Source organism: Pseudomonadota bacterium (genome assembly GCA_030860485.1).
Taxonomy (GTDB): Bacteria; Pseudomonadota; Gammaproteobacteria; order JACCXJ01; family JACCXJ01; genus JACCXJ01.
On record JALZID010000046.1, the window covers coordinates 1 to 11,856 of the forward strand.

The 11,856-nt window shown below is 61.5% G+C and carries 10 protein-coding genes and 2 pseudogenes; 5 read left to right on the forward strand and 7 right to left on the reverse strand.

What is annotated here, in order from left to right:
• Positions 1 to 264: 264 nt before the first annotated feature.
• The 6 genes and pseudogenes from M3461_02235 to M3461_02260 all read right to left on the reverse strand — a co-directional run bounded on the left by M3461_02235 (position 265) and on the right by M3461_02260 (position 5,453).
• Entirely contained in the window at positions 265 to 870 is a 606-nt protein-coding gene (locus tag M3461_02235) for a hypothetical protein (GenBank protein ID MDQ3773265.1), read from the reverse strand.
• A 206-nt stretch (positions 871 to 1,076) separates the two neighbouring features.
• Entirely contained in the window at positions 1,077 to 1,280 is a 204-nt protein-coding gene (locus tag M3461_02240) for a hypothetical protein (GenBank protein MDQ3773266.1), read from the reverse strand.
• A 518-nt stretch (positions 1,281 to 1,798) separates the two neighbouring features.
• The gene (gene sodC / locus M3461_02245) at positions 1,799 to 2,320 is read right to left on the reverse strand and encodes a superoxide dismutase [Cu-Zn] SodC (GenBank protein ID MDQ3773267.1); all 522 of its coding nucleotides are present in this window, start codon (positions 2,318 to 2,320) and stop codon (positions 1,799 to 1,801) included.
• A 395-nt stretch (positions 2,321 to 2,715) separates the two neighbouring features.
• Positions 2,716 to 3,477, reverse strand: coding sequence for a DUF3014 domain-containing protein (locus M3461_02250; protein ID MDQ3773268.1), 762 nt, complete (start codon positions 3,475 to 3,477; stop codon positions 2,716 to 2,718).
• A gap of 431 nt (positions 3,478 to 3,908) precedes the next feature.
• Positions 3,909 to 4,172, reverse strand: coding sequence for a hypothetical protein (locus M3461_02255; GenBank protein ID MDQ3773269.1), 264 nt, complete (start codon positions 4,170 to 4,172; stop codon positions 3,909 to 3,911).
• A gap of 11 nt (positions 4,173 to 4,183) precedes the next feature.
• Positions 4,184 to 5,453, reverse strand: a pseudogene (locus M3461_02260) (sulfite oxidase).
• 214 nt (positions 5,454 to 5,667) lie between these two features.
• Here M3461_02260 and M3461_02265 point away from each other — a divergent pair.
• A complete protein-coding gene (locus tag M3461_02265; protein ID MDQ3773270.1) occupies positions 5,668 to 6,462 on the forward strand; it encodes a UDP-2,3-diacylglucosamine diphosphatase in 795 nt (264 codons plus the stop codon).
• A 744-nt stretch (positions 6,463 to 7,206) separates the two neighbouring features.
• Here M3461_02265 and M3461_02270 read toward each other — a convergent pair.
• Positions 7,207 to 7,470, reverse strand: a complete 264-nt coding sequence (locus M3461_02270) for an outer membrane protein assembly factor BamE (protein ID MDQ3773271.1) — start codon at positions 7,468 to 7,470, stop codon at positions 7,207 to 7,209.
• Between the two features lie 1,819 nt (positions 7,471 to 9,289).
• On the opposite strand from M3461_02270, the pseudogene M3461_02275 reads away from it, so the two are divergent.
• The 4 genes and pseudogenes from M3461_02275 to M3461_02290 all read left to right on the forward strand — a co-directional run bounded on the left by M3461_02275 (position 9,290) and on the right by M3461_02290 (position 11,854).
• A pseudogene (locus M3461_02275) lies at positions 9,290 to 9,442 on the forward strand (UDP-2,3-diacylglucosamine diphosphatase).
• Between the two features lie 10 nt (positions 9,443 to 9,452).
• Positions 9,453 to 10,487 (forward strand): glycosyltransferase family 1 protein, encoded by a 1,035-nt coding sequence (locus M3461_02280; GenBank protein MDQ3773272.1) that lies wholly within the window; start codon positions 9,453 to 9,455, stop codon positions 10,485 to 10,487.
• A 320-nt stretch (positions 10,488 to 10,807) separates the two neighbouring features.
• Entirely contained in the window at positions 10,808 to 11,443 is a 636-nt protein-coding gene (locus M3461_02285) for a DUF2971 domain-containing protein (protein MDQ3773273.1), read from the forward strand.
• Positions 11,444 to 11,713: 270 nt separating this feature from the next.
• On the forward strand, positions 11,714 to 11,854 hold the full coding sequence (locus tag M3461_02290; protein ID MDQ3773274.1) for a hypothetical protein: 141 nt from the start codon (positions 11,714 to 11,716) through the stop codon (positions 11,852 to 11,854).
• The last annotated feature ends 2 nt before the right edge of the window (positions 11,855 to 11,856 follow it).

An 11,856-nucleotide genomic window follows, 5' to 3' on the forward strand; every position in this document is an offset into this window, starting at 1 on the left:
AGGCTGGCCATGCATCGTCATCGACTCCGCTCTTCAGTGTCTCGCTACCTGCACATTATCCCTTAGCCATGACTCGCTGTAAACCACAATTCGCCGTGACAAAGACAATTTTTAGAGGTGCCCATAAGAGATAGGGAAGAGCGCCGAGTCGCGCGCCGTTCCCCGCCCAGCCACGGTAGGACCCCGCAAGCGGCCGGCGGCGCGGCGGCCTATGGGCCGGTGCGTGGTCATGCGGATCCGGCGGGTGGGCTCCCCCTCCTCGCGTTAGCGTTTGCCGGGGGCAGCGGCACCCTGGCGCTCGGCGAACGCCTCTTCGAGGTCACCGTCGTAGACCTCTTGACTACCGTCGTTGATCTCGCGGAGGGTGTAGCCCTCCTTGATATCGATGATGGCGTCGCGCTGAGCTAAGGCGTGGCGCCACTTACCGTCCTCGACGTACCACCAGCGCTGCTCGTGAGGGTTCTCGACATAATGACCGTCCTCGACAAATCCGTAGTAACCGCCGTCGCGCTCCTCGACGATGGCGACGGGCTTGCCGTCGATGTAAGCGATGGTGTAATCCGTGTCCGCCTGGACACGGGAGACGATTTCCAAACGGGGCTGGTTCTCAGCCGCCTCCCGCGCAGCGACGTCGGCGAGGTATTCCTGTAGTACCTCGGGGCTACTGCCACCGCGCCTGTCGCCGTCCGGGGCATCATCAGATTCTATCCACATCCACGCACCGACAACCCCGGAAACCGACTCCAGGATTTCTCGGCAGTTGTTGCCGCTCAGGCCGGCCGAACGGCCGAACGTAACGGCCGCCGCGTCGATGGTTGGTGCCTCGATCTCGACGGCCAATGCGTCAGTTTTTATGGTGTATGTATACATCTTATCGTCCTCTAAACTAACGATATCGAATCAACGTCTTCACCATCTTCCTGCCCGGCTCGATGACCTGACGGGCCTCGGCTGCCCCGTGCCAGTTCCGACCACCACGCTCGCGAGGACGAGGGCAATCAACACGCGAGAAAGCATGCGAATCCTTACTGGTCTTCCGCCTCTCCCGCTTGCGGGAGAGGGTGGGGGTGAGGGCTCTACTTCTGCAGCTCCAACAGCGCCAGCTTGACATCCTGCAGCCGCGGCCGCTCCTTGCCCGGCATGTTCTCGGCCTCCGCTTGCGACAGGAGCTGGGCATCGAGGGCCCAAGACTCGAGAATCTTCTGTTTCTCTTCTTGCGTGAAGCGGACGTCGTTAACGACGTCCATCGGAGACGCGAAGAAGTCCCACGGGTCATTCATGACCGCGCCAACGTCAGGTTTTCTGTTCGTGTTATCCATATGCGCTCGAATTTATCTGAGTCCGGCACGCGCGACGCTGCCTAAGCCCTGCCTTGCCTGTCTACAGCAACTAGTCGAATCGTATATGCATCAATAAGCATCACTACCAATAGCCAGACCAGCAGCCAGATAAACGAACCGGCAAAGAGAAATAGTCCAGTAAAAAACAAAACAGCAATAATGAAGAACTGGCGATCGATTTGCCTATTCAAAAACGTCCCGCACTTGTCGCACTTTAGGGGCGCCCAGCGACTTATGAGCCACACCTTAAATGGAGATATATGATTATCGCATTTTGGACATTGCATAAGAAACGCATCCTTTTTTGAGTAAAGTTTTACGCACAACTCTATGGAGTCCATGGAAGGATAGGAACTCCAACCGTATGAGTGGATAGCTCAAGCAATTGAAGCTCCTATCCTTCGCTCAGTAGAGCCCCGGCGGGCCTGGTCCACGGCGGATCGGGCGGGTATCTGCCCCTACGGGATGACCCCACAAGCGATGCGCGCTCCGCCACCGCCGAGCGTCTCCGGCTGGTCGGAATAGTTGTCGCCTCCGGCATGGATCATGAGCGCGCGGCCCGTGAGATCGCCTAGCTTGAGCCTCGGAGCCACGACCGGGGCCGTCGCCTTTCCGCCCTCGTCCACCGTGAGCAACGGCAGATCGCCCAGATGCCCGCTGCCCTGCGGTCCCTCGTGGCGTCCTGTGCCCGCGGGGTCATGATGTCCCCCCGCCGAGAGGCCGGCCTGGATGTTCCCGTCCTTCTCGCCGGGCTCGCAGCTCGGATTTTCGTGCACATGGAAGCCGTGCGGACCGGGCGGCAGCTCGCCGAGCGCGGGCCGCAGCTCCAGACCCCCGGCGCTGTCCGCGGCCGTGACCGTGCCGATCACCGCGCCGATCCCGTCCTTGTCGATCCGGTGCATCTCGATGACGACCCCTTCCTTGCCACAGGCCGCCGTGACGAGGAGCGCCGCAAGGGCGGCGAGCAGGCGATGGTTCATGGTGTAGTGTCCCCTCGATTATGGAGCCGGCAGGGCTCAGCGGCACCCGCGCCGCGCAAGCCGCTCGGTCAGAGTATGACATCACTCCCCGCCCCGGGCCAAGCCATGGGCCGGGGCTCACTAGGCGCGGGCATCCGGAGCCTCCCATCCGGCCGGATGACCGCCCCGTTCAGCATGGGGTTCTCACACACGTGGAGAAGCGGGATGCGGCTCCGCGGGGTCGCCGAGCCGCTGCAGGAAGGGGAGCTAGGCGATGCGCCCTTTCCTGCGCCTCTTGCGTCATGCGCGCGGCCACCGGCGTGTCAATCTCAAAGACCCCCAGGCGATCAAAGACAAAAAGGGGCCAGATCGACAGCGCTGTTCGCGATGCTCGGCCGGCCCAGGAGGCTGAGCATTCACGACTTATCAGCCTTGATGGCAATCGACGCCCGAATCTCGCGCAACTTTGCCTTGACCGCCGCTGCGTTCGCGGGTCCTATTCGGATCAGCGTTTTCTGGCCCCAGGAACGTTTTTCCAATTCTGGATCGGCGAACTGGTAGAGCACCTTTGGCCAGATGAGCTCGATGGGCTCGCTGATGTCGGGCGTTTCCAACAAATGGTCGATGATCTGGATCAGGCGGTCGTTGAAGTAGCGGCCCGGATAGCCCAGGTCTTCGTAGGCATTCTGAAAGAGCGGGTAGTATCGCAGGTACAAATCCGCGAACTGTTTAGCATCTATGGCTCGCAGTGCCGAGATATAAGGCTCATAGCGCTTCGTGTTATCCGGACTCAAGATGATTTTGCCGTCCTTGGCGTTGACCGTCGGCAGCCCAGGGACATGCTTCATGGGGCGGAAGTGTAGCGGCACGGGGCCGCGATCCAAGCTGTCAATCGTCGCGACCAAATGTCGAATGATCTCTGTCGGGACAAGAAAGGCCTCAACGGGTGCCTTGCCGAAGCTTTTCTCCATAGCGTCCCGCACGGCCTCGTCGCTCTCGTGCAGCGCGGGCAGCGGCGGCGCCTCCTCCGGCGCTTCGATCGTCGGAACGGGGTATTGGACCTCCGGTTGGGCGGTTTCTGGCGCCGGCGCTGCCGGCTCGGGTGGCGGAGGGGTCGCGGTCTGCGGTGGTTGCTGACTTTGCTTGTAATAAAAAACGGCCGCAGCGGCAGCGAGCATCGCCACAATCGCCAGGACAATCCATCTCGTTGTCGTCATGCGCCTTCGCCCGGACTGGGTTTAATTTTGGCCTTCGACAAATCAATCCGACCTGTCTCTAGCATTGTCGTTCGGTTTGCGACTATTGCCTGTCTTGTCATATCATTCGGGGCGAGCGCCGGATCCGATCGGGAAGTCACGTCCCTGTGTCTGGATAGATGCGCGCCGTCCATCGCCGGCCTCGATGCGGGGGCGAAGCCCCATGCGTACTAACACAGCACGATCATCTCCTTGATGGCCGCCCGGGCCTCATCTTCGCTCCCCTTTGATGAGCGCGCCACTCGGGCCCGGATCCCCGGAACTGTCTACTTACTTGGGCATCAGGTGCCCTGGCAAAGGTGGGCGGCGCCAGGGAGCGGTCTTGGGCACTGAGTAGTGCTTGGCGAGATAGCTCACGATCGGCTCCTCGGTCGACCCAGGGCTCCCAACCCTTGGTTTCTCTGCATCCAACGGATGCTATCGATCCAGCCTTCGCGCATCTTCCCGCTGTGCGTAATCAGTTTGGCCGAATGACAGCCCGTGCACTGGCCCTTCACGAGAGCAAAGCCCTCGTCGATGACAAGCCCGGTGTCCGCATCGGTGTTGGTATCCTGCGCCAGCGCGGCTGCGGCGAGGAACATCCCCGCCGCCCAGGCATAGGCCGGTGTTGTGGCCATGGCGGGGCCCTTCACACGATGCGCACCGCGATGCGGTGACAGGCGTTGCTGCCGTAGCCACCTGCATTCCAGCCCGGCACCACCATGGGTTGCGCCCGGCCCTCATCATCGGTCGCCCGCGCCCAGATCTCGTAGTAGCCCTTCTTGGGGAAGCCGATCGCGGTGGCGAAGCGCTGCGGGCCGTATCGGTTTCGCGCACGGGCGAGCTTGGTGGGCATCCAAGTCTGGCCGAAATCGATGGACAGGTGGACCGCGGACACGTTCTTGGTACTGGTCCACGCCTGACCGCGCACGGTCAGAGCCTTGCCCAACTGGTGCTTGGCTCCGGATTGCGGGAAGGTCACGAGCGACTTGACCGGCATCTGCTCCAGCACGCAGTAATTGTCCGAGGGCTCGCCCGGAGCCAGCGGTTCGCACGGCAGCCGGTAATCGTGTCTTCCCATCTTTGGGCCATCGTGCACCTGATTGCGGATCGCAATGCGCCTCAGCCACTTGCCAGAGGCCGAGCCGGGCGCACCGCCTACGACGAGCCGCAGGGGATAACCGTGCACCCAGGGGAGATCCTTCCCGTTCATGGCCCAGGCAATGAGCGCCCCGTCCTCGAGCGCCCGGGAAATCGGCACACCCCGGGAGATGACCGGCTTCGTCAAGTCGCCGCTCAAGTGGGTGTCCTTCCCATAGTAGCCGATGTACTTGGCATCGTCCCTGATGCCGGCGGCCCGGAGCACATCGCCCAATCGAACGCCAGTCCACTCCGGAAAGCCTACGCCGCCGGTGGTCCAAGGGCTGCCCTTCGCGGGCGGGAAGAACTCGCTGCGGCCATTGCCCGCGCATTCCAGCGCGAGGTGCTGGGTCACCGCCCTGAACTTGCCCTTCAGAGCGTCTAGGGCGAGCTGCGTCGGGTTCTTCACCGACTCCCCGTCGATCAGGAGCGTCCATTTTGCGGGGTCAATCGTGTCCTGGGCCGGCGGCAGCCCGTTGTTGCGTATACTCCACCGGCGTGACATCGTCATCGAGCAGATGCGCCGGTGTCTCAGCGACGAAGGGCGAGTCCCCAAGCACCATGAGCCCGGCATGCTTCCCATAAAGCTGGAGATCCGGCGTCTGGGCGAGCGCCACCGGGATCAGTCCCTCCGGCAAGAATCGCCCGAACGGAATGTGGGCGCCGATCCCCGCGCTTATGGCGAGCAGCGTACTTTGCTTGATGAACTGCCGGCGCGTGACGGGGCGTGGCAGGGTGGCTTCAGGCGACGGATCGGTCAGCAGGCGGAAGTCGGTCATTCGGTCCCCATCGGGTGCGCTGGGATCCTTAGGATAAGGGTAGGAATTTCAACGGGAGTTGTCAACCGAGAACGGCCCCTCGACGAAGGGTAGGTAACACAACCCGTCTTCGCAAGCCCAACCCGCGACTGCCCAGGGCGGCATCATGTCGTTTCATCATCCTGACACGAACGGGCGCTAGCCTACCCCTCCATTGGGACAGGGGGCTACGAGCATGAAGACGCTACACGCGACGAGTCGGCTGGCCTATTACCGCACGGTCTGGATCTCGGACGTCCACCTCGGCTTCTCGGGCTGCAAGGCGGACTTCCTCCTCGACTTCCTGCACTCGACGCGCTGCGATCAGCTCTATCTGGTCGGCGACATCATCGATGTCTGGTGCATGAAAAAGCGGCTCTATTGGCCCCAGGAGCACAACAACGTGGTGCGCACGCTGCTCGGCAAGGCCAAGCACGGCACGCGCGTCGTGTATGTACCCGGCAACCACGACGAGGTGTTCCGGGACCACGTGGGTCTGTCCTTCGGCAACCTCTCGATCCAGAACCGCGTGATCCACACCACGGCCGACGGCCGGCGTTTCCTGGTGACGCACGGCGATGAGTTCGACACCGTGGTGCAGTGCTCGAAGGCCGTGGCGCTGCTCGGGACCAAGGCCTACGACTGGCTCCTGCGCCTGAACGGGGTGGTGAACCAGGTGCGCAGGCGCTTCGGGTTCGGGTACTGGTCGCTCGCGGCCTTCATGAAACACAAGGTCAAGACTGCCGTGCAGTACATGTCGAGCTTCGAGTCGGCGGTGGCCTATGAGGCGGCCCGCCAGCGGGTCGATGGGCTCATCTGCGGCCACATCCATCGCGCCGAGATCACTCACGTGAACGGGGTTCTGTATTGCAACAGCGGGGATTGGGTGGAGAGCTGCACGGCGCTCGTCGAGCTTCATGACGGGACGCTCGAGCTGATCCACTGGTCCGACGCCTGTCACTCGCTCAAGCAGGTGCAGGCCGCGGCCTGATCCCAAGGGTTTGACCCCGACACGCGTCGCCATCGCGACCGATCCTGGCACCCAAAAGTCTTTTGCCGGGTGGCGAAGGCCACGACCGGCCCTGGTGCCTGGGCCCCGGCCTCTGCTCGCGCAGCACGCATGTCCCCTCGCTCGCGCCCGCTGCTGCCGGCTCTCGAGCAAACCTCATTGGTGGACGAAACGCCGTCGAGTCGATGAATGGTTGTTCCAAACTTTTCTCTCATGCCACCTAATCCAGTTTGTGTCCGATGGAATACGCGCCGGTGAGACACTCCCGATTCTGCTTTTCATAGTACTTGTGCCACCACTTCGCGGCTTGCCAGATCGCCTCCGGGCAGCTCGAGCGACTCTCAAGTCCTGGCGTCAGATCGCACTCAATCTTTTCACGTCGGTAGTACTGTACATGTATACAGTACGCCGCGCCGTCAGAAGAAAAAGCCTTGGTGGGAACAACCGCCGCAATCGCGCAAACCACATAGAGACGAAATCGAGGAAGCGGAAGTAAAGACCGTCATCGCGGAGCTTCCCGAGGACTGCGAAGCCCTGGAGGCATACCATGCGGGCGCGGACACTGCGCCTATCAGTCATCTAGTGCCGAGCGATCGAGCCGACCTGCTACAGCGTTTGCTAAGAGCGATGGACGAGGGAAACGCGCGGCATTGGGAACGAACGAGGCACCGACTCTCTACCTGTGGCGGGAAAGTGAAGCCGCGAACTTGAATAGCACGAGCCTATTTACGTCAGGACCGCGACGCCTTTACTGTAATGAGCCCCGTATTTCACGACGCGCCCATCTTTGAGAATCACGGAGAAGCCTGTTTTCTCCCGTGCCCGTCCGCTGCGACGACTAGTGTAGCGCAACGTCTCGTACCCCCCGCTGCACTGGAAGCGATTGGGATTACCGAGAACGGAAACGACTTCCTGCTTTGTCATTCCCACTTTGATCTGCGCCGTGCGCTGGAGAAGCCATACCGACAATAGCCAATGATCGAGGTCCATGTTGCTCCCCTTTCGATCCAAGACATGAAGACAAACACCCTAGCGCATCGCTGATCGCGCTTCATGAGCCGTTTGTCCTAGATCAAAAGTGCCCTCAGTACAATATTCTCCCAAGGCGGAACTGACGAGGATCGCGCCATAATCGACTTGTGCAGCGCGCGCAAAACCGATGTTGATCGCATCATTCAAAATCTTGCATCGCTCGCCGGGCGGTCATGTATCTTCGGCGGCAACGCGAGCGTAATCCCAGCATCGTCCGAGTCCGGATACTTTGTCCCGTAGCGATACTTGTCCTGCCATTCTCGGCGGTCCCAATCTGCCGCTGGCGCCGAGAGTTTAGGGGCGACAATTAATGCCAAGATGATCCTGAGGGACCCAGCCGTCCCCGCCGTCGTTAGCCACCCCCCGGAGCTGGCACCAGCCATCTTGATGTCGGCCTACGATCGTAGCCTTGGTTTTAGCCCTCATCATGCCGATAACTTTACGCGGCTCGACTGGGCTGTTGTAGACATCAACGTCGTTTTGCGCGGTCGCGAAAGCGCGTCCAATCACCTTTATTGGTTTAGGCTTCTGGCCAATCACCTTTATTGGTTTAGGCTTCGGGCCACAGATCAAACCAAGCGCATCGACGAACGCGCCGGAGCGGCCGTGAATGCCGACCGCTGCTTCGCCGTCGTCGCAAAAACTCGCCAATGGAGGCCAAGGGCCAAATCTGTTGAATTCTGCTGGAGGGGGATTGGGGTGCGAGTCCCAGCAGCCGTCTCCGGTTTGCATGCACACCCTTGTCATGTCTCGCCAGTGTTGCGGATTTGCGATTAACGAGCAGAACAACTCGATGTACTCGACGTATTCAGGATCGTTTCCCTTTCGTGTCCAGCCAAATCTAATTCCCGCGACTTAATGATTGTTCGGGCAGAAGCCCTGTTGCGAGCCGCCACCGCCTCCACCGCCGTGAAGGCCTTGCTTGGACTGCTGCCGATCCCCCATCACGCCTTTTGGGAGGTAGGGAGCACACAGCGGGGCTATCGCATCCACGAATGCACCGGTCCTTAGAGCGAAGCCGACAAGAAATGAGTCGGGGGGACACTCGTCCCTGAAAGAACCGCCGCCTGGACCGCCTGCAACCGGCCGGTCGGCTGCGTGCACTGGGCTGTTGGCTCCTAGAAGGATGAACACAGCCAGGGACAGGACCAGACGAAACAGACCGTGCATAGGTACCTCCCCTTCTATTTTGGCATCTGTTTTCTCGCCAGCGACGTGTGCGAGCAAACGGTTTGTGGAGATGGGTTGCTGGCCTTCCCCCGGAGAATAGGAATTTTAAACGCCCTCAAGAGATAGAGTAGTGCTGGGCTCGTGAGCTGTCAAGCATACGGGTCCTGGGAGCACGACTGCGCCGAAGACCACTTCCAGCATCGCCGCCGAGGGTATCCCGTGGTTTTCCAATAGCGGGTTGCCGGTGCGTGAGACACCCCAAACGATGCCTCGGCGGCCTTGCGACGGGGAGTGGTGAAAAACGCGAGCTAGCCTGCCGCCGTGAAGCTGCGCGCCCTCGACGAAGGATAGGGAACACAACCCGACTTCGCAAGCCAAGCCGTGGCTGGCCCAGGCGGCATCACGTCGTTTCATCATCCTGACACGAAGCGGCGCTAGCCTGCCCCTCCATTGGGACAGGGCTACGGGCATGAAGACGCTGCACGCGACGGATCGGCCGGCCTATTACCGCACCGTTTGGATCTCGGACGTCCACCTCGGCTTCTCCGGCTGCCGGCGGAGTTCCTCCTCGACTTCCTGCTCTCGACGCGCTGCGCGCTATCTCGTCGAGATCACCCACCTGAACGGGATTCTGTATTGCAACAGCGGGGACTGGGTGGAGAGCTGCACGGCGCTCGTCGAGCTTCATGACGGGACGCTCGAGCTCATCCACTGGTCCGACGCGTGTCACTCGCTCAAACAGGTGCAGGCCGCGGCCTGATCCCAAGGGTTTGACCCCGACACGCATCGCCATCGCGACCGATGCCTGGCACCCCCAGGTCAACGGGGTCGTCACCACCCTCGAACGCACGGCGGCCGAGCTCGGGGCGCTTGGCTTCGAGGTCCTGGTCCTGAACCCGGGGCTCTGCCGTACCGTTCCCTGTCCGAGCTACCCCTCCATCCGGCTCGCCATCGCCCCCCGGCGGGTGGTCGCCGAGCACTTGCGCGGCTTCGCGCCCCACGCGGTCCATATCGCCACCGAGGGGCCGATCGGGCACGCCGTGCGCCGTTATTGTCTCAAGGCCGGCCTGCGCTTCACCAGCTCCTACCATACCCAGTTCCCGGAATACCTGCGGCTGCGCTGGCCGGTGCCGGTCGATTGGACCTATGCGTACCTGCGGCATTTCCACGGGAGCGCGTGCTCGACCCTGGTGCCGACCGTATCGTTCCGGGAACGGCTGGTGGCGCACGGGTTCCGCAACGTGGTGGTATGGGTGCGGGGCGTCGACACCGGACTGTTCCATCCGCGCGAGAAAGGCTTTCTGGACGCCCCTCGCCCCATCGCCATGTACGTCGGAAGGATCGCCATCGAAAAGAACCTGGAGGCGTTCCTGTCCCTGGATCTGCCGGGCAGCAAGTTCGTGGTTGGAGACGGGCCGGCCCGAGAAGCGCTCGCCCATCGTTATCCCGAGGCGCGCTTCGTCGGGTACCGGCATGGCGAGGACCTCGCTGCCTACCTGGCCGCCGCCGATGTGTTCGTGTTCCCGAGCCGCACCGATACCTTCGGCCTAGTGTTGCTGGAGGCCATGGCTTCGGGCGTCCCGGTAGCGGCCTACCCGGTCCCCGGGCCGAGCGATGTGGTCATCCAGAACCGCACCGGCGTCTTGCACGAGGACCTGCAGAGGGCGACCCTGGAGGCCCTCAGGCTCGGTGGCGAGGGGTGCATCGCCCACGCCCGCCGTTACTCGTGGCGGCGCTCCGCGGAGGCGTTCGCGACCCTGATCGAGCCGGCGGGACCCTCGGCCACGTCGGGGCCCTTCGGGTAGACTAGCCCTTCGTTTCGCCAGTCCCCGTCGCTCGTCGTTTGCGCGGCTCATCGCGCAGGCGGTGCCGGCGGTTCGGGCGCCACCCTCTTGGGGGGGGGCTCCCGCCGGACGGGCCCATGGCGGTGCTGCGCAAGATCCGCATCGCGACGGACGGCAAGCCCCACCTCAGTAGACTGAGCGATGACGAATTCGACGATCCGGCGCGGGAGGTCCGCCGTGTGTACCCCTTGGCCGATCCCAGGACAGTCGTACAAGGAGGGGGGTAGTGCGCTGGTCTCAGTCCGGCACACTGGGGGTCTACTTCTAGTTAAGCGGACAACATGCGTCTGTTTCATTTGCTACCTGCCAAATGGGCTCTCGATGATTTTGTTAGAAAGCGCCTCAAAATATCTTTCCTGGAGGACCTCAATGACCCTTTTGAGTTCCTTAGTCTCGATACTACCGATCCGATGTTGCAAGAAACGTTGATCAGGACTCGGAAGAGTCTGGGACAACAAAATGGCGTTTTGTGCTTCAGTCGAAGTTGGGCGAATCCGGTTCTCTGGAGCCACTACGCCGACAAACACAAAGGTATTGCCTTGGGCTTTGAGGTTCAGGAAGTTGCTGGTGAGCCACAGGGCATACCAGTCAAGTACGTCAGCAGCCGATTGGTTCACAGTGTCAGTGATGTGCAAGGCTGGAAGCCCCAAGACATGCTAACGCTGCTCGCAACCAAGTTTGAACACTGGCGGTACGAGGACGAAGTTCGTATTTACGCTTCAATTGTGGAAAAGGACCAAGAGTCGGGATTGGCTTTTGTTCCGTTTTCCGAGGATCTCGCTCTCACGGACGTCGTGCTTGGAGTTCGGTGCAGCGTTGAACGAACTCAAATTGAGGAAATAGTGAAGGACTGGGTGCCAACCGTTCGCGTTATTAGCGCGAGACTCGACTCAAGCTCATTTTCGGTGGTGGAATGAGAAGTCCGCCGGGCCTAACGCGACTGACTGACGCCGAGCTTGCCCTGCTTACCCGCTTGTTGAACAAGGCCCAGCCCAGCCCGGAGATGATCGGGCATGAGCCGGCCGAGCCCTCCCAAAATGGGGGGTGATAGTCGGGGCTTTGCGCGGTAGAATGGTCGGGCGGGGTGAGGTCGGTTTAGGTGGGGGAGGGTTTGCGGGGATACCGCGTAGCGGTGCGGCCGCGCGGCTTTTGCTTTTTTTTAAGAAACGAAAAAATGGGAGGAGGAGATGGTGAATTTAGAAAATACAGAGGACCGCTTGCGGCGCGTCGAAGAACGATTGAAGCGGGTAGAGGAACACATCGGGCTGCTCCTAAAGACGGTGGGCTTTCTCGTGGGCGGCGTCGCCTACCTCTGGCTATTCACCTGACT

Coding starts and splice junctions, on each gene's coding strand:
- M3461_02235 (MDQ3773265.1), bottom strand. CDS start 870: ATGTATACATACACCATAAAAACTGACGCATTGGCCGTCGAGATCGAG.
- M3461_02240 (MDQ3773266.1), bottom strand. CDS start 1,280: ATGAATGACCCGTGGGACTTCTTCGCGTCTCCGATGGACGTCGTTAAC.
- sodC (MDQ3773267.1), bottom strand. CDS start 2,320: ATGAACCATCGCCTGCTCGCCGCCCTTGCGGCGCTCCTCGTCACGGCG.
- M3461_02250 (MDQ3773268.1), bottom strand. CDS start 3,477: ATGCTCGCTGCCGCTGCGGCCGTTTTTTATTACAAGCAAAGTCAGCAA.
- M3461_02255 (MDQ3773269.1), bottom strand. CDS start 4,172: ATGGCCACAACACCGGCCTATGCCTGGGCGGCGGGGATGTTCCTCGCC.
- M3461_02265 (MDQ3773270.1), top strand. CDS start 5,668: ATGAAGACGCTACACGCGACGAGTCGGCTGGCCTATTACCGCACGGTC.
- M3461_02270 (MDQ3773271.1), bottom strand. CDS start 7,470: ATGGACCTCGATCATTGGCTATTGTCGGTATGGCTTCTCCAGCGCACG.
- M3461_02285 (MDQ3773273.1), top strand. CDS start 10,808: ATGCGTCTGTTTCATTTGCTACCTGCCAAATGGGCTCTCGATGATTTT.
- M3461_02290 (MDQ3773274.1), top strand. CDS start 11,714: ATGGTGAATTTAGAAAATACAGAGGACCGCTTGCGGCGCGTCGAAGAA.